Source organism: Microbacterium sp. KSW4-4 (genome assembly GCF_023091185.1).
GTDB classification, from domain to species: Bacteria; Actinomycetota; Actinomycetes; order Actinomycetales; family Microbacteriaceae; genus Microbacterium; species Microbacterium paraoxydans.
Genome location: NZ_JAHWXJ010000002.1, coordinates 714499 through 736192 on the forward strand (window position 1 = coordinate 714499; position 21694 = coordinate 736192).

Sequence of the window (21694 nt, forward strand, 5' to 3'; positions counted from 1 at the left end):
GATCACAGACCGATCAGCGTCGGCGGTGGTCCTCCGGGGCGAGCCGGGGCCCGCGCCGTGCCTCGGCGACGCCGCTCGCGAAGATGAGCCGGATGACGCGCTGCCGGTGGCCGGCCCAGGGAGCGAGCAGTTCGATCATGCCGGCATCGTCCGTGCGGTGCCCGGTCAGGGCATGCCCGACCTCGTGCGCCAGATGGTAGTCGCCGACACTGACGGCATCGGGGTCGCCCAGCGCGCGGATCCGGGTCTCCGCGGCGGTCCAGACCCCGACTCCGGGCAGGCTCGTGAGCACGCGGTCACGGTCAGCGCCGGTCGTGGCCGCTCGGACGGCAGCGGCGATGCGGTCGCCGCGCTCCGCCGCCCGCACGATGGTCTTCGACTGGGGCGGCTCCACTCCGGCGCGGTGCCACGCCCACGAGGGGATGCGTCGCCACTGCGCCGCCGTGGGGGCGACGGCCATCGGTCGCGGCGTCGGCCCCGGTGCCGGGTCGCCGTAACGCGACACGAGGTACCTCCACGCGCCGAAGGCCTGCATGGAGGTGACCTTCTGCTCGAGGATGCCGCAGGCGAGGGCATCGAAGACCTCGTCCGTCCGTGCGAGCCGGATGCCGCGGTGTCGCCGGGCCGCCTCGGCGATGAGGGGGTGCAGGGAGGGATCGAAGCCGGTCGGGTCGTCGCCGGCGCCGCACAACGCCGGCACGAGGGCGAGAGCGTGCTCCGCGCCCGGACCCCAGGCGGTCGCCTTGACCTCGTTCCCCGACATCCGCAGGGCCAACGTCGACGGACCCTGCGGCGTGCGGACCGCGCGCCAGATGACGGGGCCGTCGAAGACCGTCGTCGGATCGGTGCCGCCGCGGCGCAGCATACCGACGGTGCGCCGGAGATCGAGCGGGTGCGGCGGGCGGTACGTCGTCTCCCGCGGGGCATCCGCGTGGACGGCGCCCGCCGTCGCGGGGGCGGCGGCGAGGGTCATGCGCCCACCCTACGCGCGGCTCCTGACACCGGCCTCCGGGCTGAGCAGGGGCGGGTCAGAAGCGGTCCGGCGACGGGGTTCCGTGGCCGTAGCGGATGACGACGTCGGCGTGACGGTCGAAGCGGTAGCCGATGCCGCGCACGGTACGGACGATGTCCTCGTAGCGGCCGAGCTTCGCCCGCAGCCGGCGCACGTGCACGTCGATCGTGCGCTCGCCCGGGGTCTCGTCGTCCTGGGCCTGCCAGAGGGCGGCGACGAGCTCGCTGCGCTCGATCGTGCGGCCCTCGCGGAGGACGAGGTACTGCAGCAGCTCGAACTCCTTGTAGGTGAAGGCGGCGGACTCGCCGTCGATGAGCACGCGCTTGCGGGAGATGTCGACGGTGACGCCGGACTCCTCGGGCGCGGTCTCCTCCTCGGCGGCGGCCTTGGTGCGGGCGATCGCGCCGGGCTCCTGCAGGGCGAGACGCACGACGTCGAGGTCTCGGCCGCCGGAGCCGTGCGGTGCGAGGGCGACGGTGGCGTGGGTCTCGGCGCCGGGCGCGAGCTCGGCCAGCGTGCGGCGGAGCGCGTCGACGAGCAGCGGAAGGCTCACACCGGCTTCGGCGGCCTTGATCTCGTCCAGGCCGACGTAGAGGGCGAAGCCGCGGGGCGAGCGGACGGCGGGGAGGTCGGCGCCGGCCGGGGCCAGGGGAGCCGACGACTCGGCGGGTCGGACGGTGCGGTTCGGGGCGGTGACGGCGGGACGCTCGAGAAGGGCGGAGTTCGACATGATGATGGGTCCTCAGGACGTGAGCCCGACGGGAGAGGGCTCGGATGCGTTGCACGAATGACCGGCGGAGCCGGGGAAGCGAGCACGGGTGTGTGCTCGGGACACTGCCCTCGCAGATGGCGAGGAGTCAGGTCAGGCGGGGTGGCTGTTCGTTCAGCGACACATTCGGCAACACATGTCAACGCGACCGGGCATCATCATCCCGGCAGTCCCGTTCGCCTCCTGGGCGGACAAAGGGCGTGCGTTGATGGTCATGGGGGGATTATGTCCGATCGTGACGGGACATGTCAAAACGCCCGGGCGCGTCGCAAGAGGCGTAACGTGACACGGATGACGATCTCGCACACCGTCGGCGGCTTCATCCTGACCGACGAGAAGGACGCATCGCGGTACACCCTCACGCGCGACGGGAAGCTCGTCAGCGTGCTCGACTACCGGGACGACGGCCACACGGTCGCCCTCACCCGGGCCTACACGGTCCCGGCATTCCGCGGGAACGGGTACGCCGGGAAGGTGGTCGAGGGGGCCGTGGCCGACATCGCGGAGCGAGGCGACCGCAAGGTGGACGCCGTCTGCTGGTACGTGGCGGAGTGGTTCGCCGCGCACCCCGAGCAGTCGGGTCTTCTCCGCACGCGCTGACCTTCCGCCTGTATGACGAACTGTTACGGCCGCCGCCTGCGAGGATGAGGGCATGAGACTCGCCGAAGCCCTCGCCGCCCGCGCCGACCTGCAGCGCCGCATCGAGCAGCTGCGGGCGCGCATCGTCGCGAACGCCCGGTACCAGGAGGGCGAGGAGCCCGCCGAGGACGCGACGGCGTTGATCGAGGAGGCGGAGGTCGCTTTGACCCGGCTGCAGAGCCTCATCCGCCGCGTCAACGCGACGAACGCCCGGCTCGACCTCGGCCCGGACGGGACGATGACCGATGCGCTGGCCGCGCGGGACGTGCTGCGCCTGCGCCACGCCGTGCTCACGGACGCGGCGGCCGCGGCTTCGGGCGCGAACGAGCAGTACCTGCGCCAGATGCGCTCCGAGCTGCGGCAGGTGTCGGCGCTGCCCGTCGCCGCGCTGCGTGCGCGGGCGGATGCGGTCGCCCAGGAGCTCCGCGAGCTCGACAACCGGATCCAGCAGGCGAACTGGTCGCACGACCTCGAGGAGGAGAGCGGAAGTCGGTAGTCGCGACGGAGCGGGCACAACCCTCAGCCGGCGGGGCAAGCCGGCCCCTGTGGGCGGAGGGCAGCCCTGATCTCGCATCGCGCAGCCCCGCACGCCGCACAGGTGAAGGTGCACAGCGCATCTCGCATCACCGCGTGCCGGTCGCCGCGACGAGGGTGGGTCAGGGGACCTTCCGCTTCCTCCTCGTGCCTCGGGAGACGGCGCTCCCGGCACGCCTCGGAGGGAATGTCCGAGGGTCTTCGTACCGTGGGGGTATGCGGATCCTGCACACCTCGGACTGGCACATCGGCCGGACGTTCCATGGCAACTCCACCATGGATGCGCTCGCCGAGGTGCTCGCCGCCCTGACCACGCAGGTCAGGGAGCACGAGGTCGACGTCGTGATCGTCGCGGGCGACGTGTTCGACTCCGCCACGCCCTCGGCCGCTGCCTACACGCTGCTGGGCGATGCCCTCGTCGCTCTGCACGAGACGTGCGCACGCGTGGTCGTCACCAGCGGGAATCACGATTCCGCCGCCCGCCTGGGATTCCAGGCTCGGCTCCTGCGCGACGGCATCCACGTGCTCACCGATCCCCTCGCGGTCGGCACCCCCGTCACGATCGACGACGCCCACGGTCCCGTGCACTTCTTCGGGATCCCGTATCTGGAGCCTGCGATCGTCCGCCAGCACTGGCCGGAGGGCGACGCCGAGGGACGGCAGCTGCGCACGCAGGCGCAGACCATGACGCACGCGATGACCCTCGTCCGCGCGGGCATGCAGAAGCACGCGGGTCGTTCGGTCGCGATCGCCCACTGCTTCGCCGCGGGCGTGGAGCCGACGGAGGGCCTGGAGCGCGAGGTGCGACAGGGCGGCCTCGACGTCGTCCCCCTCCGTGCGTTCGACGGACCCGACTACGTCGCACTGGGTCATATCCACGGTCGTCAGCAGGTCAGCGAGCGGGTGCGATACGCCGGCGCTCCGTTGCACTACAGCTTCGGCGAACAGCACAAGCCGCGCGGCTCCTGGCTCGTCGACCTGGATGCCGACGGCCTTGCGGGCGTCGAGTGGCTGGAGCTGCCGGTTCCGCGGCGACTGGTCACGCTGACCGGCACCTTCGAGGAGATCCTCTCCGCAGAGAGCGTGGCCGCGCACGCCGACGCCTGGGTGTGCGCCGTCTACACCGACGCCGTGCCGCAGACCGAGCCCATGCGACGGCTCCGCGAGGCGTACCCGCACTGTGCCATGGTGCTCCATCAGCCCGCGGTGGTCACGGGCGTGCAGGAGCGCTCGTACGGTGAGCGGCTGCGCTCAGCGGTGACCGATGCCGACCGGATCGAGGCGTTCCTCGAGCATGTCCGGGCCGGCCACGGAGTCACCGAGGTCGAACGCGAGCTGATCCGTGAGGTGCTCGACGACCGGGTCCGCGCGGAAGCCCTCGTCTAGTGCGGCTGCATCGACTGGAGGTCGAGGGGTTCGGGCCCTTCCGGGCGCGGCAGACCGTCGATTTCGACGCCTTCGCTGACGACGGGATCTTCCTCATCGCCGGCCGTACCGGAGCGGGGAAGTCGAGCATCCTCGATGCGGTCTGCTTTGGGCTGTACGGCGGGGTGCCGCGGTACGACGGCGGGGAGAAGAGGCTTCGCAGCGACCACAGTGAACCGGACGACCTCTCCGAGGTGGTCGTCGAGTTCAGCACGCCGTCTGGCCGCTACCGGGTCACGCGTTCGCCGGAGTACCTCCGGCCGGCCCGGCGGGGAGGCGGCCTGACGAAGCAGGCGGCGGCGGTCTCCCTGGAGGAGCTCACGGACGACGGCTGGGTCGGTCGCGCGGCGCGGGCCGTCGACGTGGCGCACGAGCTCGACGACATCCTTCAGCTCAGCCGCGAGCAGTTCCTGCAGGTGATCCTGCTGGCCCAGAACCGGTTCTCGGAGTTCCTGCTCGCGGGCAGCAGGGACCGGCAGGCGCTGCTGCGCCGGCTCTTCGGCACTGAGCGTTTCGAAGACGTGCAGGCGCGGTTCGACGAGCGGCGGCGCCACGCCGAGCAGCGCCTCGGGGCGCGTCTCGCCACGGTGTCCGCCCGGCTGGACGAGGCCGAGCGCCTCGTGGCGGATGCCGACCTCGGGCGCGACGCCGGCGACGCCGACGGCGAGGTCGGACCGGAGGTGCAGGGGGAGGCCGTCACGACGGCCGATCGCCTGGCGGAGCTGGAACGGGCGCAGGCTCGCGCCGCGTACCGGGCCGAACGGCGCGCTGCCGAGCGTCAGGAGGCGGAGAAGCGGTTCGAGGCCGCCGATGCTGTTCTGGCCGCCGCGCGGGAGGATCAGCGTGCCCAGAGCGAGCGCGACCGTGCCCGTGCGGCGATGGCGCGTCTGGACGCCGAGGAGGGAGCCATCGCCGAGGCGAAGGCGGAACTCGCCAGGGCGCGGGCGGCCGAGGTGCTGCGGTCCTTGATCACCGCGGCGGACCGTGCCGTGACGGCGGCTGATGACGCGGTGGCTGCGGAGAAGCGCGCACGCGCGGACTGGGGTCAGCTCGGTGTGGAGACCGACGACCTCGATGCGTGGATCGCCGACCGGACACGGGCGTCCGGGGTCTGGGAGCGCGCCGTCGCGCTGGAGGCCGAGGCACCGCGCCGCGCCGCCGAGCGCGTCTCCGCAGCGGAGTCCGTCGCCACCGCCGAGCGCCGGTGCGCCGACGGTGAGGCGGAGCGCGGGGCGCTGCCCGGGAGGATCGCCGCCGTCACCGCCGAGCGGGACGACGCCCGTCGGCTCGGCGACCGGCTCCCCGCCATGGAGAGCGCGCGCGTCGCGGCCGAGCTCCGCCGGGAGGCGGCGGAAGAGGCGGCACGTCTGCAGCAGGAGTGCGCCGCGGCCGACCGGGTCCTCGCCGAGGCGACGTCCGCGCAGGCCGCCGCGCAGTCGGCTCTGGCCGATCTGCGCCAGCGCCGGATCGACGGCATGGCCGGGGAGCTGGCGTCCGCTCTCATCGAGGATCACCCTTGCCCGGTGTGCGGGGCGCGGGAGCATCCGGCGCCGGCAGACCACAGCGCCGCGGTCTCCGTGGAGGACATCGCGGCTGCGGAGACTCGGAGGGACGAGGCGGCGAGCCGCGAGCAGCAGGCGGCGGCGACCTGCACGTCGCTGCAGGTCGAGCTCGCTGCGGCTCTGGCGCGTGCGGACGGACGAGACGTCGAGACGGCGAAGGCCGAGCTCGATGCCGCCGTGGCTGCCGAGAAGGAGGCCCGCGCCGCGGCCGACACCGCGCGGCTGCGCGACGGCGAGCTCGTCGAGCTCGGTGCCCAGCAGAGCGCGCTCGAGGAGCGGCGCGTCCAGGACGAGGCGGCCCTCGCCGAAGCCCGCGAGCAGCTCGCCCTGGTCGTCCAGCGCGACGAGGCCGCCCGTACCGCGATCGACGAGGCGCGAGGGAGCTACGCGTCGGTGGCTGAGCGCATGACGGAGGCCACCGCCCACCTCGCCGTCGCACGCCGCCTCCTCGACGCCGAAGCCGAACGGACGCGGAGGCAGCAGGCGGCGACGGAGGCGGCTGCCGAGAGGGATGCCGCCCTCGACGCCTCCGAATTCTCCGACGTCGAGGCCGCCACCGCGGCGCTGCGTCCGCCGGCGGTGCAGATGGAGCTGGACGAGCGGGTGAGGATGCACGCGGTGCAGCGGGAGAAGGAGCGCGCCCTCCTGTTCGACCTCGAGCTGCGGACGCTGCCCGAGGAGCCCATCGACCTCGCACCGGTCGAGCAGGTTGCACGCGAGGCCAGGTCGGCATGGTCCGCCGCCGTCGACGGAGCCACCAGGGCGGCGGGCGACGCGGTGCGGCTGGCCGGCCTCATCGACGCCGCGAAGGACGAGTACGCCCGCACGGCGGAGGATGCAGCGGCGTTCGAGGTGCTCCAGGCCCTCGCCGACACGATCGCCGGACGAGGGGCGAACACCCGCAAGATGACGTTGGAGACCTTCGTGCTGGCGGCGGAGCTCGAGGAGATCGTCGACGCCGCGAACCGCCGGCTCCACGACATGTCGGAAGGACGCTACCGGCTGCAGCACTCCGATGCGCTGGCTGCGCGCGGTGCGGCGTCCGGGCTGGGCATCGTGGTCGCCGACGCCTTCACCGGGCAGACCCGTCCGCCACAGTCGCTCTCGGGCGGCGAGACCTTCCTCACCTCCCTCGCGCTCGCCCTCGGGCTGGCCGAGGTCGTGACGGCTCGCGCCGGAGGCATCCGCCTGGACACGCTCTTCATCGACGAGGGGTTCGGTTCCCTCGACGGCGACACGCTCGACGTCGCGATGCGCACGCTCGACGAGCTGCGGCAGGGTGGGCGCACGGTCGGTGTCATCAGCCACGTCGAGGCCATGCAGGAGCAGATCCCCGCGCAGCTCACGGTCCGTGCGCTGCCGAACGGACCAAGCGTCATCGAGACGCGCTGAGGTCAGACCTCGTACTCGGCGCGGATCACCTCACGCAGCTCGATGCTGCACCGGGCGATGGCCTCGCGGAAGTCGGCCAGAGCGCCGTCCTCCGCCTGATCGGAGACGGCGCGGAACGCGCGGATCGGCACGCCGAACTGCCCCGCCACCCAGATGTAGGCGTAGGTCTCCATGTCCACCAGCGCCGCACCCATCGGCCGGATCACGGCGGTGACCTCGGCGTCGTTCACGAAGTGGTCACCCGTGGCGATCACGACGCCCTCGCGGCCTGTGGTCACCTGCGGCGGAAGCGAGACGTGCCGTCCGACGACGCCGTCCAGGTCGATCACGTCGTGCTGCACCGCCGTCGCGATCTCGTGCACCGCGTACGCACGCCCCTTCTCGATGGAGCCCGCGGTGCCGACGACGACGACCTCGTCGTAGGTCTTCGCGTCGAGGGCGCGGGTCAGGGCGTACGTCGCCGGCAGCTTTCCGGGGCCGGTGACCAGCCGGTCGAAGCCGGCGAGCTCCTCGGGGAAGGCGGACAGTTCGGACTCGAGGGCGGCGACGAGGAGCTTCACCGTCTCAGTCTGTCAGGTCGCCGCTGGATACCTCGTCCGCGCGGTGGCGTGACCCGCACGAAACATGGAGGGGGGATACTGGAGCCGAACCGATGAGCGGAGGACAACGTGTCGTTGCAGAAGCAGATCGCGGAAGACCTGGGCGCCCGGCCCGACATCGATCCCGAAGCGGAGGTGGAGCGTCGCGTCGGCTTCCTCGCGGACTACCTGCGCACGACCGGCGCGAAGGGCTTCGTCCTCGGCATCTCCGGCGGACAGGACTCGACGCTCGCGGGGCGCCTCGCCCAGCTCGCGGTGGAGCGCGTACGTGCGGAGGGCGGGGAGGCGACCTTCCTCGCGGTGCGCCTGCCCTACCGCGTCCAGCACGACGCCGACGATGCGCAGGCGGCCCTGGACTTCATCGCGCCGGACTCGTCGATCGAGGTCAACATCCAGAACGGTGTCGAGGGCGTCGAGAAGGACATCGAGTCCGCCGTCTCCAGCGACATCTCCGACTTCAACCGCGGCAACATCAAGGCCCGCCTCCGCATGGTCACCCAGTATGCGCTCGCCGGGCACGAGGGACTGATCGTCATCGGCACCGACCACGCCGCCGAGGCCGTCACGGGGTTCTACACGAAGTTCGGCGACGGGGCCGCTGACGTCCTCCCGCTGGCCGGTCTCACGAAGCGACAGGGGCGGGCCCTGCTCCAGTTCCTGGACGCTCCGGAGCGCCTGGCCTTCAAGGTCCCCACCGCCGACCTCCTCGACGACCAGCCGGGGCGGACGGACGAGGACGAGCTGGGGCTGACGTACGAGCAGATCGACGATTTCCTCGAGGGCCGGGAGGTCGACCCCGAGGTCGCCGGCCGCATTGAGGCGCGGTACCTTGCGACCCAGCACAAGCGTCACCTCCCGGTGACCCCCGACGACACCTGGTGGCGCTGACCGGAGCCGCGCACGCGGGACCGCCCGCTTTTCGCCGTGTCGGACGCCGCGGATAGTGTCGAAGCAGCCGACAGAACGGGAGAATCGTGCGGATCGACACAGAGGCGCGGCGGGTCATCTGGAGCGCGAGCGACCTCAAGGCGGCCGCCGAGTGCGAGTTCGCGTGGTCCCGCGCGATCGACGCGAAGCTGGGGCGGGTCCCCGCCGTCGAGGAGCCGGAGGATGCGACGCTCCTCCGCGCCGCCCAGCTGGGAGACGTGCACGAGCAGAACGTGCTCGACCGCTACATCCGGGAGCTCGGCGACGAACGGGTGCATCGGATCGCCAAGGTCTCCTCGAGCGATCCTGAGGCCCTCGCGGCCGCCGTCGACGAGACGCTGAGCGCTCTGCGGTCCGACGCGCTGGTCGTCTTCCAGGCGGCCTTCGCCACCGACGAGTTCGTCGGGTTCGCCGACTTCCTCCGCCGCGATGAGGACGGGCGCTGGCGTGTGCAGGACTCGAAGCTCGCGCGCAAGGCCAGGGTGACCGCCCTCATGCAGCTCGCGGCATATGTCGACCAGCTCGACCGGCTCGGCATCCCTCGAGCCGACGAGGTCGACCTCATCCACGGCGACAACAGCGTCAGCACGCACGCGGTCGACGACCTCCTTCCGCTGTTCCGGGTGCGTCGGTCGCGGCTGCGCGCTCTCATCGCGGACCGCGCCGTGGCCGAGGGCGTCGCCGGGGCGCCCCTCGCGTGGGGTGACGACCGCGGCGACCTGCGCGTGGTCGCCTGCGGGCGCTGCGCCACGTGCGAGGAGCAGGTGCTGGCCCACCGGGACCTCCTCATGGTCGCCCGCATGCGTCCGGTACAGCGGGCCCGTCTCCGCGCCGCCGGGATCCTCACGATCGACGACCTGGCTGCGGCGACGCAGGCCCCCGAGGGCATGAACGTCGACACGTTCGAGAACCTCCGTGCCCAGGCCCGCGTGCAGCTGCGGGCGGATGCCGAGGGCGCGGCGACGTACGACGTGCACTACGCCGCGGCGATCCACACCCTCCCGGTGCCCAGCCACGGCGACATCTTCTTCGACTTCGAGGGCGATCCGCTGTACACCGAGCCCGCCCCCGACGGCGAGGCGGAGTGGGGCATCGACTACCTGTTCGGCTGGGTCGACAACGCCGACCAGTACACCGCGCTCTGGGCGCACTCGTTCGCGGAGGAACGGCGGGCGCTGGAGACCTTCCTTGACTTCGTGAAGGTGCGTCGAGCCGCCCACCCCGGCATGCACATCTACCACTACGCCCCCTACGAGACCTCGCATCTCGTCGCGATGGCCGCCCGCCACGGTGTGCGCGAGGGCGAGGTGGACCGCCTCCTCCGCGAAGGCGTGTTCGTCGACCTGTACCCGCTGGTGCTGCGCACCGTGCGGGTCGGTTCGCGGTCCTACTCCATCAAGAAGCTCGAGCCCCTCTACATGGGGGAGGACGTGCGCACGAGCGACGTCCAGAAGGGCGACGACTCCATCGTGCAGTACGTCGCCGCGCGGGAGCTCGCGGCGGCGGGGGCGCAGTCCGAGGCCGATGCCGTGTTCGCCGACCTCGCCGACTACAACCGCTACGACTGCGTCTCGACCCGCCGGCTGCGCAACTGGCTCATCGACATCGCCCGCGCGGAGGGCGTCACGCCGGCCCCGCCGGACGATGCGGACGAGGTCATCTACGAGCCGTCTCCGCGCTCGCTCGCTCTGCTCGGCGACGCAGAGCGTGCGGTGGAGGCCGGTGACGACGGGCTCGTGCACCGGATCGCGGCGGCCGCCATCGACTACTTCCCCCGCGAGGCGAAGAGCTTCTGGGTCGCGCACTTCCAGCGGCTGCGGGAGCCGGTCACCATGTGGGACGGCACGCGCGATGTGGTGAAGGTCGATGCCACCCGATCGCGGGTGCGCCGCGACTGGAGCATCGGCGAAGGGCGCCGAGTGCTGTCGCGGGAGCTGGAGATCCGCGGGGAGGTGTCCCCGGGCACGACGCTCGGCCCCGGCGCGCAGCCGTTCGCGCTCTACGACGTCCCGGCCCCGTTCGACACCGACGTCCCGTCGCGGGCCGTGCACGTACCGCACGGGGTCACGGTCGTCGAGGTGCTGGACGACGGGTACCTCGTGATCGAGTCCGCCGTGCAGGGACAGACCTGGGACGACCTCCCCGTCGCGCTGACCCCTGCGGCGCCGCCTCGCGTGGTGTCGCTGCAGCAGGCGATCGACGAGTGGGCGGACGCGGTGCACGCGGCCGCCCCGGACTTCCCTGAGGACGCGGCCACCGACATCCTCCGCCGCCTGCCTCCGCGCACGGTGTCGGGGAACGCGCTTCCGGCCGCAGGCGACGATCCGATCGACGCGATCGTCCGCGGAGTCCTCGACCTCGACCACAGCTACCTTGCGGTGCAGGGGCCTCCGGGCACGGGGAAGACCTACACGGGCTCCCAGGTGATCGCCCGGCTCGTCAACGAGCACGGCTTCCGCATCGGCGTCGTCGCGCAGTCCCACGCGATCATCGAGACGCTCCTGGAGCGCGTGGTCGCCGACGGCGTCGCCCCGGCTCGGGTGGCGAAGTGCCCCAAGGATGCCGATGCCGATCCCGGCTACACGGTGATCCCGAAGACCGGGATGGCCGCCTTCCTCGCCGAGCATGAGAACGAGGGTGCCGTCGTGGGCGGCACCGCGTGGGACTTCAGCAACACGCAGCGGGTCGCCAGGGGAGAGCTCGACCTGCTCGTGATCGACGAGGCCGGACAGTTCTCGCTCGCCTCGACCATCGCGGTGGCCGCCGGTGCGCAGCGGCTCCTGCTCCTCGGCGACCCTCAGCAGCTGCCCCAGGTCAGCCAGGGCGCCCACCCGGAGCCGGTGGACACCTCTGCGCTCGGCTGGGTGATGGACGGCGATCCCGTCGTTCGTCCGGAGTACGGCTACTTCCTCGCCCGTTCCTGGCGGATGCACCCGTATGTCGCTGCTCCGGTGTCGAAGCTCGCCTATGCCGGGAAGCTCGCCTCCGCTCCCGGAACGGAGCGACGCGCAGTGGAGGGCATCGACCCGGGGCTGCACGTGGTGCCCCTGCGGCACCGCGGCAACGCGACTCAGTCGCCGGAGGAAGCCGCAGAGGTGGTGCGTATCGTCGGCGATCTCGTCGGCCGCACCTTCCACGACAACGACGCCGAGGGCACCGTCCGCCCGCTGACGCCGGAGGACATCATCGTGGTGGCGCCGTACAACGCGCAGCGGCAGCTCGTGCACGATGCGCTCGCGGCGGCGGGATTCGGCGGAGTCCCGGTGGGCACCGTCGACAACTTCCAGGGCAAGGAGGCGGTCGTCTCCATCACGACGCTCGCCGCGTCGAGCGGTCGGGATGCCCCGCGCGGCCCGGAGTTCCTGCTGCTGCAGAACCGGCTCAACGTGGCGATCTCCCGCGCGCAGGTCGTGGCCTACCTCATCCACTCGCCGGCGCTGCTCGACGACCTGCCGTATACGCCCGAAGGGGTCGCGAGGCTCAGCGCCTTCGCCCGCCTGGTGGGTGCGGCCGAAGAGGAGGGATCATGATGTCGTACGTCCCCTTGTCCGCTTCCGTCGAGACGCCGACGGTCGATGAGATCCTGCGCGCCGCCGCCGCATGGGCGTGGTTCCCTCGCGGCAGCGAGGACGTCCGCGACGACCTGCTGCTCGTGCGCTACCCGGAGCGGTTCGGGGGCGGCGTCCGCGGCTCCCAGGTGACGTCGACGCGGCCCGCCGCTGAGGTGCTGGACGGGGCACTGGAACGCACCAGAGCCTGGGGCGAGAACGTCTTCACATTCTGGACCAACCCCGCGGACGACCCGGACCTCGAGGACGAGCTCCAGCGCCGCGGTGCGGTGCACGTCGACACTGTCACGGTGTTCGCGCGTCCGACCATCGGAGCCGCGGTCGACGTGCCGCCCGGGGTCACCGCCGAGGTCGTGCGCACGAGGGACCAGCTCCGCGAGGTCGACGCGATCAACGTCCCCGTCTGGGAGCAGCAGCCGCTGGACGAGGACGGTCTGGACGCCGAGTTCGCCGAACTCACCGCTGGCCTATCTACGGGGGAGGGCTTCCGGGTGCTCGGCCGCATCGACGGCCGCGCGGTGAGCACCGGCGGCTGCACGATCGTCGACGGGTTCACCCGCCTGTGGGGAGCCGCGACACTCGAAACCGACCGCGGGCGCGGCGTGTATCGGGCGGTCCTCGCGGAGCGCCTGCGAGAGAGCGCCGCGCGCGGGGCCGCAACGGCGCTCGTCAAGGGCCGCGTCTCGACCTCGGCGCCGATCCTCGCGAGGGCCGGCTTCACGCGTTACGGCGAGGAGCGCGGCTATCGCCTGACCCTCTGAGTCGAGAGCGCGAGCGAGGTCAGACGGTGCCGTAGAGGCGGTCGCCCGCATCGCCGAGGCCGGGCACGATGTAGCCCTTCTCGTCGAGGCGCTCGTCGAGAGCTCCGAGGACGAGGGTCACATCGCGGTCGCCGGCCATCGCCTCGATCGCGGCCACGCCCTCCGGGGTGCCCAGCAGACAGATCGCGGTGACGTCCTTCGCGCCGCGGTCGAACAGGAACTGGATGGCCGCGGCGAGAGAGCCGCCGGTCGCGAGCATCGGGTCGATCGCGAAGCACTGGCGGTCGGAGAGATCGTCCGGAAGCCGCTCTGCGTAGGTGGTGGGCTCGAAGGTCTCCTCGTCGCGGACCATGCCGAGGAACCCGACCTCCGCGGTGGGGAGGAGCTTGACGAGGCCTTCGAGCATGCCGAGACCGGCGCGCAGGATGGGGACGACGATGGGTCGCGGCTCGGAGATCTTCACACCCGTGGTCGTGGTGACCGGCGTCGTGATCTCGATGGGCGTGACCTTCACATTCCGCGTCGCCTCGTACGCGAGGAGCGTCACGAGTTCTTCGGTCAGCTGGCGGAAGACCGGCGACGGGGTGCGCGCGTCGCGCAGCACCGAGAGCTTGTGGGTGATGAGAGGGTGGTCGGCGACGTGAACACGCATGGATACAGGCTAATGCGCGCCGCGTCCGCGCACGACATCGGGTGCCGTGGCGGCCGCCCCGTGCTGCCGTAGGCTCGGGGCATGACCGCCGCCGACCGCCTCGCGATGCAGCGTGCGCTCGAGCTCGCCGCCGAGGCCGCCGCCGCCGCGGAGATCCCCGTCGGTGCCGTCGTGCTCGACGCGGACGGCCTTGTCGTGGCCGAAGGGCGCAACACCCGCGAGGCCACGCACGACCCGACCGGGCACGCCGAGATCGAGGCGATCCGCAGCGCGGCATCGGTCCGCGGGTCGTGGAACCTCGACGGCTGCACACTCGTCGTCACCCTCGAGCCCTGCGTGATGTGCGCCGGCGCGATCCTCCAGGCACGCATCGGCCGCGTGGTCTTCGGCGCGTGGGACGACAAGGCGGGAGCGGCCGGCTCGATGTACGACGTGCTGCGTGACCGCCGCCTGCCGTATCGCGCGGAGGTGATCGGCGGCGTGGACGAGCACGCGTCCATCGCTCTGTTGCGTGCCTTCTTCGAGGACCGTCGCTGAACGCTCAGTCCGAGGACTTGAGGACGAACACGTCCGTCGAGGGCTCCGGATCGATCGCGGGACGGTAGACGTCCGGCTCGATGTAGACGACCCGGGCGACCGGCACGGCGGCGCGGATGCGGGCCTCGATCTCGTCGATGTCGTCGGCGACCTCGCGCAGCGGCTTGTCGGCGTTGAGCGCGATCTTCGCGGCGACCATCAGCTCGTCCGGCCCGAGGTAGAGGGTCTTCATGTGGATGATCTTCTCGATCTCCGGACCGTCGTTGATCGCGTCCACGATGCGGTCGTAATCGGCGGGGGTCGCGCCCTCGCCGACGAGCAGGCTCTTGGTCTCCACGCCCAGCACGATCGCGATGAGCACGAGCAGGACGCCGATCATCACCGTGCCGAGGGCGTCGAACACAGGGTTGCCGGTGAGGAGCGTGAGGCCGACGCCGAGCAGGGCGAAGGTGAGGCCGGTGAGGGCCCCGACGTCTTCCAGGAGGACCACGGGGAGCTCCGGCGCCTTGGACCGCCGGACGAAGGAGAACCAGGACTGGCCTTTCTCGCGGACGACGTTGCTCTCGCGCACGGCGGTCCGCAGCGAGAACGACTCCAGGCCGATCGCGATGAACAGCACGACGAGCGGGAGCCACCACCAGGTCTGGTCGATCTCATGCGGGTGGGTGAGCTTCTCCACGCCCTCGTAGATCGCGAAAAGCCCGCCGACGGAGAAGAGGATGATCGACACGACGAACGCGTAGACGTAGCGTTCGCGGCCGTAGCCGAACGGGTGCGAGCGGTCCGCGTGGCGCTTCGCCTTGCGGCCGCCGAGCATCAGCAGCAGCTGGTTCCCCGAGTCGGCGACGGAGTGGATCGCCTCGGCGAGCATCGAGGCCGAGCCCGAGAGGGCCCACGCGAGGAACTTCGCGAGAGCGATGCCCAGGTTCGCCAGGAACGCCGCGACGATGGCCTTGCTGCCTCCGGATGCACTCATGCGACGAGTCTAGGACGGGAGCCCGAGCGGCACAGGAGCGCCCGCCGTAGGATGACGACATGGCTGATGCGCTCCCGTCTCTCGCGTTCCTCGGTGCCGGATCCATGGGAGGAGCGATCCTCCGCGGTGTGCTCGCCTCGGGGGTCCCTGTGGACGGAGGGATCACCGCGACGAACCGCACGCCGGAGAAGGCGGAGGCGTTCGCGGGCCTGGACGGCGTCACCAGCATCGCGCTGTCCGAGCGGCCGGAGGGCAATGCCGACGCCGTGGCCGGCGCACGAGTGGTCCTGGTCGGGGTGAAGCCGGCGATGGTCCCCGACCTGCTCCGCGAGATCGCGCCGCACCTCAGCCCCGAGACCGTCGTGGTGAGCCTCGCCGCGGGAGTCACGCTGCAGACGTTCGCGGATGTCCTCGGCCCGGAGGCCCGCGTCATCCGCTCCATGCCGAACACCCCGTCGACGATCCGCAAGGGGGTCACGGGCCTCGCGGCCGGCGCCGCGGCGACCCCCGACGACGTCGCGCTCGTGCGTCGTCTGTTCGAGGCGGTGGGGGCGGTGGTGGAGGTCCCGGAGGCGCAGATCGATGCGCTCTCGACGATCTCGGGCTCCGGTCCCGCCTACGTCTTCCTCCTCATCGAGCAGTTCACCGCAGCCGCGCGGGAGATGGGTTTCGCCGACGCGGACGCCCGGCTGCTGGCCGAGCAGACCTTCATCGGCGCGACCGCGCTGCTGGACTCGACGGGGGAGGACCCCGCCGAGCTGCGCCGCCGGGTGACGAGCCCGAAGGGGACGACGGAGCGCGCGGTCGCCGTGCTCCAGGACGCGCACCTGTCCGACACCTTCGCCGCCGCCGCTGCCGCCGCTCTCGCCCGCGCGAAGGAGCTCGCCGCCGGCGCCTGATCCCTGCCTGTTCTCGCGCGCCTCCACCCCGCGAGAACAGGCGATCACGCGAGTTCAGGCAGCCAGTGCTCCTGGAGCCTGAACGCGCGCGAGTGCCTGTTGCGGCGAGAGGTCGCGGGAGCAGGCATCCACGCGAGAACAGGCTGCCACGCGGGTTCAGGCAGCCAGTGCTCCTGGAGCCTGAACGCGCGCGAGTGCCTGTTGCGGCGAGGTGCGGCTAGGCCTCGCTGGCGACCTCGGCGAGCACCTCGGGCCAGCGCCGCTGCAGGGTGCGCCCGCCGAGCACCGTGCCGCCCCAGAGCGCGACCCCACCGAGCACGACGGCGGCCGTGAGGCTCGCCCAGCCCAGCGGCGGGATCCAGATCGACGCGATCGCGAAGCCGAGGGCGGGGCCGCCGAGCAGCAGCGTGATCGGCGACATGATGAGCATCGCGAGGAAGGACTGCGCGCCGCCGGAGGAGCCGCGTCCGAACGGGTTGGCCTCGGGAGCCGGAGCTCGCCCCGGCAGGAACGCGCCCACCCAGGAGCCCGCGCCCGCCGACACCGCCATGAGTCCGAGAGCAGCGCCCAGGCTGCCCGGAAGCAGGTCCGGACGCCCGGCCAGCAGACAGGTCACGACGCACAGGAGGATCGTGATCGGCACCGCCACCAGCGCGAACCCGAGCAGGCGTCCGAGGCGGTCGGCGGTCCCGCTCACCCCGGTCAGGATGTGCAGCGCGACGGCGTCGTTGTCGTAGGCGATCGCCATCTGCACGATGCTCCCGGCGAGCAGGGCGTTGATCGCGGGGATGAGGGTGATCGCGGGCGCGAAGCCGGCACTGTCCTGCTGCAGTCCGTTCATGAGCGCGAGCCCGAGGAAGATCGCGGGGAGTAGCAGGAGCATCACGATGTTGACGACCTGACGCGGGTCGCGGCGGAAGTAGCGGAGCGTCCGTCCCGCGATGGCGCCGACGGGTCCCGCGGGCAGCAGGCGGTCGAGCACGCCTCCCGAGCGCACGCGTCCGCCCCCGCTCGACTGCAGGGGAGCGACGAGGCGCGCAGCGAGCATCCGGCGCGCGGCGACCCAGAAGACCGCGAGGGTGGCGGCGGCGACGAGCAGCCGCAGGAGGGCGGTGATGACGTCGCCCTGTGCCACCGCGGCCGGGACGCCGAACACGGCGGCGACCGGCGTCCACGCGGCGATCTCGGCGACCGCGGTGAAGGCGCCGCCGACGTCGCGCACGGTCGACAGTGCCTGCAGCCCGATGTTCAGGAGGAGGCCGGAGGACGCCAGCAGCACGACGCCGAGGGTGAGGACGAGGTCGCGCGTCCGCCGACGGGCGAGCCACCCCGCGAGCAGACCGCTGACGACGCGGGCGCCGAGGACGCAGGTCGCGAGGGCCACGGGGACCATGAGCACCGCGACGAGGAGGGCCGGCACGCTGACCGACCATCCCACGAGCATCAGCAGCAGGGCCAGGGCGGTGCCGATGCCGCCGATCGTCGTCATCCCCGCCACGACGAGACCGGGGAGGAGGGTGCGGGCGGTCACCGGGAGCAGGGCGAAGCGCTCGGGCGCCAGCGAGTCATCCGCACTGACCAGGATCGACCCGATCCACCACCCGAGCACGATGATGGCGCCGGTGAGCACCATCGCGGTCACGGCGGCGTCGGGAGCTCCCACCCGCAGGGCGATCAGCCCGACGGTGAGCAGCCCGAGCATGCTCAGCGCGATGAGACCCACGATCGCGAGGGTCACGATCATCCAGGGGTTGCGCCTGAGCTGATGCCCGAGCTGTCGCAGCCGCAGACCTACGAGGAGCGCAACCACGCGAGGGTCTCCGTTCCGAGGTCGTGGGCGCCGACGAGACTGAGGAAGCGCTCCTGCAGCGTGAGTCCGGCGCGCACCTCGTCGAGGGCGCCGTGGGCGAGCAGACGCCCCTCGGCCACGATGGCGACGCGGTCGCACAGCGACTCGACGAGCTCCATGACGTGGCTGGAGAGGACGACCGTGCCGCCGCCGTCCACGAAGGAGCGGAGGATCTGCCGGATCGTCTGTCCGGAGACCGGGTCCACCGCCTCGAGCGGTTCGTCGAGGATCAGCAGCCGCGGCGCGTGGATGAGCGCGCAGGCCAGGCCGATCTTCTTCTTCATGCCGGCCGAGTAGTCGACGACGAGGGTGTCGCCCGCCTCCGTCAGGCCGAGGGCGTCGAGGAGCTCACCGGAGCGGGAGACGACCTCCGCCTCCGGCATCCCGCGCAGCAGGCCGGTGTACCGCAGCAGCTCGGCGCCGGTGAGGCGGTCGAGCATCCGGATGCCGTCGGGGAGCACCCCCATCCGCGCTTTCGCGGCGGCCGGATCCTGCCAGACGTCGGCGCCGAGCACCCAGGCGGTCCCGGCGTCCGGGCGCAGGAGCCCCGTGGTCATGGCGAGCGTCGTCGTCTTGCCCGCACCGTTCGGGCCGAGCAGCCCCAGCATCGAGCCCGCGGGGACGTCCAGCGACAGCGCGTCGACGGCGAGCTTCTGGCCGAACTGCTTGCGGAGCCCGCGGAGGGCGAGGACGGGCGGTGCGGGGGCGTGATCGCTCATGCCCCCCATCCCACCACGCCTGCCGCGACCGGCGCATCCGCCGCGGGGAGGACCCGGCTCAGCGGTCGAGGGCGGCGAAGCGCTCGATGTCGCTGTTCGTCCCGGAGACGATGATGAGGTCGTGGTTGGTCACGATCGTGTTGGCCTCCGCGTAGCGGAACGGCTTGCCAGGGCTCTTCACGCCGACGACCGTGACCTTGTACTTCGAGCGCACACCGGACTCGTTCAGGCCGACGCCGCGGATGAACTTCGGCGGGTACATCTTGGCCAGGACGAAGTCGTCGTCGAAGCGGATGAAGTCGAGCATGCGCCCGCTCACGAGGTGGGCGACCCGCTCGCCGGCCTCACGCTCGGGGTAGATGACGTGGTTGGCGCCCACGCGGGCCAGGATCTTGCCGTGCGACTGCGAGACCGCCTTCGCCCAGATCTGCGGCACCTTGAGGTCGACGAGGTTCGCCGTGATGAGCACGGACGCCTCGATCGAGGATCCGACGGCGACGACCGCGACCTGGAAGTCCTGGGCGCCGATCTGGCGGAGGGCGTCGATGTTGCGGGCGTCGGCCTGCACGGTGTGCGTGACGCGGTCCGACCACTTCTGCACGAGCTCGAGGTTGTCGTCGATCGCGAGGACCTCGCGGTCGAGGCGGTCGAGCTCGCCGGCGCAGGCGGCACCGAACCGGCCGAGACCGATGACGAGGACGGGAGCGTCCCCCCGAAGGACTTCAACCAACGATTGGCCTTTCCACGGGCAGTGAGTAGTACTGCGTGCGCGATGTCGCGGCGACTGCCGCAGCGAGAGTCACTGTACCAACGCGGCCCATGAAGATCGTCGCGGCCATGACGTACGAGGCGGAATCCGGAAGCTCCCCGGTGAGGCCCGTCGAGAGCCCGACCGTGCCGAACGCGGAGATGACGTCGAAGAGCACATGGCTGATGTCCGCCTTGGTGATCTGCGCGATCACGATGGTCGACAGGGCCACGATGGTCGCGCCCCAGGCGACGACGCTGAGCGCGACGCGCTGCACGTCGCTGGGGATGCGGCGGCCGAACGCCTCGACGGACTGGCGGCCCTTCGCCTCGGACCAGACGGCGATCGCGAGGACCGCGAGCGTGGTCACCTTGATGCCGCCCGCCGTCGACGCCGACCCGCCGCCGACGAACATGAGCATGCTGGCGGCGAGCAGCGACGAGCCGTTGAGGTCGTCCATCTCGATGACGTTGAAGCCGCCGGAGCGGGTCATCGCGGAGAGGAAGAACGCCTGGAAGGTCGTGTCCGCGGCGTCCATCGACCCGAAGGTCTTGGGGTTGTCGTACTCGAGGATGAGGAAGGCGGCCGCGCCGAGGATGAAGAGCAGCACCGTGGTGACGATGGTCAGCTTCGAGTGCAGCGACCACCGCTTGACGTGCCAGACGTGCTTCGCGAGCGTGTAGATCACCGGGAAGCCGATGCTCCCGAGGAACACGCCGACCATGAGCAGCGACAGCACGAGGTAGTCGTCGGCGAAGACGGCCACTCCGCCGTCGTTCGGGGCGAAGCCGGTGTTGGTGAACGCCATCGCCGAGAAGTACGGGGCCTCCCAGAGCGCGGCGATCGGGTCGACCCCCGCCATCACCAGCGCCGGATACAGGAGGGCCGCGAGGGCCGCTTCGATGAAGAGGGCGGAGAGGGCGACCGTGGTGAGCAGCTGGCCCACCTCGCCGAGGCGCACGGTCTGGCTCTCGTTGACCACGCCGCCGTGCGCCCGGAGCGGGTTCGTGTCGCCCGCCGCCATGAGCTTCGCGCGCAGCCCGAGGCGCTTCGAGATGAGCATCCCCATGAGGGAGGCGAGGGTCAGCACGCCGAGGGCGCCGATGTTGACGCCGATGAACACGACGACGTGCCCGAACGGCGACCAGTGGTTGGCCATGTCGACGGTCGCGAGGCCCGTCACGCAGATCGTGGAGACGGCGGTGAAGAGCGCGTCGCTGAGCGGTGTCACCGTGCCGCTGGCGGACGCGATCGGCAGCGAGAACAGCACCGTGAACACGAGGATCAGCAGCGCGAAGACCGCGATGGCGAACCGGGACGGCGACGAGGTGATGAGGTGCTTCACCCGGCCGGCGGCTCCGGGGAGACCGGTGCGAGGAGACGACGCCGAAACGATGCCCGACATCGCTGCCCCCTTCTTCTGCGCCGTCCGTTCCCCGGCGGCCGCGCGGCGCCTCTCGCCGAGCCTTCGTCATGGTACTCCGTGCCGGGGCGCACTACCCTGATCACATGACGGACATCTTCGACGTGATCGCAGACGGTACGAGGCGCGACATCCTCCAGCTCCTGCTCCGACGCACGTCCGAAGGCGAGTCCGGCACGAGCGTGAGCCAGATCGTGGCCGACCTCGGCATCAGCCAGCCCACGGTCTCCAAGCACCTCAAGGTGCTCCGCGACGCCGAGCTCGTCACCGTCCGCGAAGACGGGCAGCGTCGCTTCTACAGCCTGTCCGTCGCGCCGCTGGAGGCCGTCGACGACTGGCTGGTCCCCTTCCTCGTCGACGCGTTCGGCGATGCCGCCCCGGACATCGCGTACCCCGGCGCCCCGATCCCCGACAGCGCTGCGCACGCGGCCGAGGTCGTCGGGCGTGCGGCCGCGTCCGCCAAGCACGTGGTCACGAACGCGCTGAAGCGCCTCGGCGCCTGATCCCGCGCGCCCCTGCACGGACGGGAACCGCCCCCGACGGCAGGGGGGATGCCGTCGGGGGCGGTGTGCGGACCCCAGATCCGCGCGGACTCGGCAGGTGCCGGCACGGGTCCCGCACCGACAGTGGCAGGGCTGTCTGAGCGATCGGGCAATGCGGGCTATGCGCGGGCTGGACGTCGGTGTGCTGGTTCGAGCAGGG

At 71.7% G+C, this 21694-nt stretch carries 19 protein-coding genes; 10 read left to right on the forward strand and 9 right to left on the reverse strand.

Translation table 11 applies throughout. From position 1 onward, the window contains the following. Nucleotides 1-13 precede the first annotated feature (13 nt). A complete protein-coding gene (locus tag KZC57_RS12990; RefSeq protein WP_247641930.1) occupies nucleotides 14-973 on the reverse strand; it encodes a DNA-3-methyladenine glycosylase in 960 nt (319 codons plus the stop codon). 55 nt (nucleotides 974-1028) lie between these two features. Beyond that, nucleotides 1029-1742, reverse strand: coding sequence for a winged helix-turn-helix domain-containing protein (locus tag KZC57_RS12995; protein WP_247641931.1), 714 nt, complete (start codon nucleotides 1740-1742; stop codon nucleotides 1029-1031). Between the two features lie 330 nt (nucleotides 1743-2072). Between KZC57_RS12995 and KZC57_RS13000 the strand changes: the two genes are divergently transcribed. From KZC57_RS13000 to KZC57_RS13015, 4 genes are all read left to right on the forward strand, one after another. Then, nucleotides 2073-2381, forward strand: coding sequence for a GNAT family N-acetyltransferase (locus KZC57_RS13000; RefSeq protein ID WP_025104484.1), 309 nt, complete (start codon nucleotides 2073-2075; stop codon nucleotides 2379-2381). A 52-nt stretch (nucleotides 2382-2433) separates the two neighbouring features. After that, nucleotides 2434-2916: a DIP1984 family protein gene (locus KZC57_RS13005; protein WP_247641932.1), complete on the forward strand. Its 483-nt coding sequence runs from the start codon at nucleotides 2434-2436 to the stop codon at nucleotides 2914-2916. Nucleotides 2917-3170: 254 nt separating this feature from the next. Further along, a complete protein-coding gene (locus KZC57_RS13010; RefSeq protein WP_247641933.1) occupies nucleotides 3171-4340 on the forward strand; it encodes an exonuclease SbcCD subunit D in 1170 nt (389 codons plus the stop codon). Continuing rightward, nucleotides 4340-7333 carry an AAA family ATPase gene (locus KZC57_RS13015; RefSeq protein WP_247641934.1) on the forward strand — a complete coding sequence of 998 codons (2994 nt, stop codon included), beginning with the start codon at nucleotides 4340-4342 and terminating at the stop codon, nucleotides 7331-7333. Before KZC57_RS13010 ends, KZC57_RS13015 begins: the two co-directional genes overlap by 1 nt. Nucleotides 7334-7335: 2 nt before the next feature. On the opposite strand, the gene KZC57_RS13020 is transcribed toward KZC57_RS13015, so the two are convergent. Beyond that, a complete protein-coding gene (locus KZC57_RS13020) occupies nucleotides 7336-7893 on the reverse strand; it encodes a nucleoside phosphorylase (protein ID WP_247641935.1) in 558 nt (185 codons plus the stop codon). Between the two features lie 108 nt (nucleotides 7894-8001). Between KZC57_RS13020 and nadE the strand changes: the two genes are divergently transcribed. The 3 genes from nadE to KZC57_RS13035 all read left to right on the forward strand — a co-directional run bounded on the left by nadE (nucleotide 8002) and on the right by KZC57_RS13035 (nucleotide 13189). After that, nucleotides 8002-8820, forward strand: a complete 819-nt coding sequence (nadE, locus tag KZC57_RS13025) for an ammonia-dependent NAD(+) synthetase (protein ID WP_025104479.1) — start codon at nucleotides 8002-8004, stop codon at nucleotides 8818-8820. A gap of 86 nt (nucleotides 8821-8906) precedes the next feature. Further along, nucleotides 8907-12389: a bifunctional RecB family nuclease/DEAD/DEAH box helicase gene (locus KZC57_RS13030; protein ID WP_105949288.1), complete on the forward strand. Its 3483-nt coding sequence runs from the start codon at nucleotides 8907-8909 to the stop codon at nucleotides 12387-12389. Next, complete coding sequence (locus tag KZC57_RS13035) at nucleotides 12386-13189, forward strand: GNAT family N-acetyltransferase (RefSeq protein ID WP_234024214.1); 804 nt, start codon at nucleotides 12386-12388, stop codon at nucleotides 13187-13189. Before KZC57_RS13030 ends, KZC57_RS13035 begins: the two co-directional genes overlap by 4 nt. 19 nt (nucleotides 13190-13208) lie before the next feature. Here KZC57_RS13035 and upp read toward each other — a convergent pair whose 3' ends face one another. Next, the gene (gene upp, locus KZC57_RS13040; protein ID WP_025104476.1) at nucleotides 13209-13841 is read right to left on the reverse strand and encodes a uracil phosphoribosyltransferase; all 633 of its coding nucleotides are present in this window, start codon (nucleotides 13839-13841) and stop codon (nucleotides 13209-13211) included. An 81-nt stretch (nucleotides 13842-13922) separates the two neighbouring features. Here upp and KZC57_RS13045 point away from each other — a divergent pair, with 81 nt between their 5' ends. After that, nucleotides 13923-14378 (forward strand): nucleoside deaminase, encoded by a 456-nt coding sequence (locus tag KZC57_RS13045; RefSeq protein ID WP_060921695.1) that lies wholly within the window; start codon nucleotides 13923-13925, stop codon nucleotides 14376-14378. Between the two features lie 4 nt (nucleotides 14379-14382). On the opposite strand, the gene KZC57_RS13050 is transcribed toward KZC57_RS13045, so the two are convergent. Further along, the gene (locus tag KZC57_RS13050; RefSeq protein ID WP_060921696.1) at nucleotides 14383-15354 is read right to left on the reverse strand and encodes a cation diffusion facilitator family transporter; all 972 of its coding nucleotides are present in this window, start codon (nucleotides 15352-15354) and stop codon (nucleotides 14383-14385) included. Nucleotides 15355-15413: 59 nt separating this feature from the next. Between KZC57_RS13050 and proC the strand changes: the two genes are divergently transcribed. Then, nucleotides 15414-16253, forward strand: a complete 840-nt coding sequence (gene proC / locus KZC57_RS13055) for a pyrroline-5-carboxylate reductase (protein ID WP_247641936.1) — start codon at nucleotides 15414-15416, stop codon at nucleotides 16251-16253. Between the two features lie 217 nt (nucleotides 16254-16470). Here the strand turns inward: proC and KZC57_RS13060 are convergent, their stop codons facing one another. Genes KZC57_RS13060 through KZC57_RS13075 form a run of 4 tightly spaced genes read right to left on the reverse strand, consistent with a single transcriptional unit; the run spans nucleotide 16471 to nucleotide 20974 of the window. Further along, complete coding sequence (locus KZC57_RS13060) at nucleotides 16471-18063, reverse strand: hypothetical protein (RefSeq protein ID WP_247641937.1); 1593 nt, start codon at nucleotides 18061-18063, stop codon at nucleotides 16471-16473. Next, nucleotides 18045-18821: an ABC transporter ATP-binding protein gene (locus tag KZC57_RS13065; RefSeq protein WP_247641938.1), complete on the reverse strand. Its 777-nt coding sequence runs from the start codon at nucleotides 18819-18821 to the stop codon at nucleotides 18045-18047. The genes KZC57_RS13060 and KZC57_RS13065 overlap by 19 nt, the downstream gene beginning before the upstream one ends. A 58-nt stretch (nucleotides 18822-18879) precedes the next feature. After that, complete coding sequence (locus KZC57_RS13070) at nucleotides 18880-19551, reverse strand: TrkA family potassium uptake protein (protein WP_025104470.1); 672 nt, start codon at nucleotides 19549-19551, stop codon at nucleotides 18880-18882. Continuing rightward, nucleotides 19544-20974 (reverse strand): TrkH family potassium uptake protein, encoded by a 1431-nt coding sequence (locus tag KZC57_RS13075; protein ID WP_025104469.1) that lies wholly within the window; start codon nucleotides 20972-20974, stop codon nucleotides 19544-19546. Before KZC57_RS13075 ends, KZC57_RS13070 begins: the two co-directional genes overlap by 8 nt. 104 nt (nucleotides 20975-21078) lie before the next feature. Between KZC57_RS13075 and KZC57_RS13080 the strand changes: the two genes are divergently transcribed. After that, nucleotides 21079-21495 (forward strand): helix-turn-helix transcriptional regulator, encoded by a 417-nt coding sequence (locus KZC57_RS13080; RefSeq protein ID WP_060921700.1) that lies wholly within the window; start codon nucleotides 21079-21081, stop codon nucleotides 21493-21495. Nucleotides 21496-21694 lie beyond the last annotated feature (199 nt).

What these genes read in the sequence shown, in the direction of transcription:
- KZC57_RS12990 (WP_247641930.1), bottom strand. Translation starts at nt 973, where the DNA reads ATGACCCTCGCCGCCGCCCCCGCGACGGCGGGCGCCGTCCACGCGGAT.
- KZC57_RS12995 (WP_247641931.1), bottom strand. Translation starts at nt 1,742, where the DNA reads ATGTCGAACTCCGCCCTTCTCGAGCGTCCCGCCGTCACCGCCCCGAAC.
- KZC57_RS13000 (WP_025104484.1), top strand. Translation starts at nt 2,073, where the DNA reads ATGACGATCTCGCACACCGTCGGCGGCTTCATCCTGACCGACGAGAAG.
- KZC57_RS13005 (WP_247641932.1), top strand. Translation starts at nt 2,434, where the DNA reads ATGAGACTCGCCGAAGCCCTCGCCGCCCGCGCCGACCTGCAGCGCCGC.
- KZC57_RS13010 (WP_247641933.1), top strand. Translation starts at nt 3,171, where the DNA reads ATGCGGATCCTGCACACCTCGGACTGGCACATCGGCCGGACGTTCCAT.
- KZC57_RS13035 (WP_234024214.1), top strand. Translation starts at nt 12,386, where the DNA reads ATGATGTCGTACGTCCCCTTGTCCGCTTCCGTCGAGACGCCGACGGTC.
- upp (WP_025104476.1), bottom strand. Translation starts at nt 13,841, where the DNA reads ATGCGTGTTCACGTCGCCGACCACCCTCTCATCACCCACAAGCTCTCG.
- KZC57_RS13045 (WP_060921695.1), top strand. Translation starts at nt 13,923, where the DNA reads ATGACCGCCGCCGACCGCCTCGCGATGCAGCGTGCGCTCGAGCTCGCC.
- KZC57_RS13050 (WP_060921696.1), bottom strand. Translation starts at nt 15,354, where the DNA reads ATGAGTGCATCCGGAGGCAGCAAGGCCATCGTCGCGGCGTTCCTGGCG.
- proC (WP_247641936.1), top strand. Translation starts at nt 15,414, where the DNA reads ATGGCTGATGCGCTCCCGTCTCTCGCGTTCCTCGGTGCCGGATCCATG.
- KZC57_RS13065 (WP_247641938.1), bottom strand. Translation starts at nt 18,821, where the DNA reads ATGAGCGATCACGCCCCCGCACCGCCCGTCCTCGCCCTCCGCGGGCTC.
- KZC57_RS13075 (WP_025104469.1), bottom strand. Translation starts at nt 20,974, where the DNA reads ATGTCGGGCATCGTTTCGGCGTCGTCTCCTCGCACCGGTCTCCCCGGA.
- KZC57_RS13080 (WP_060921700.1), top strand. Translation starts at nt 21,079, where the DNA reads ATGACGGACATCTTCGACGTGATCGCAGACGGTACGAGGCGCGACATC.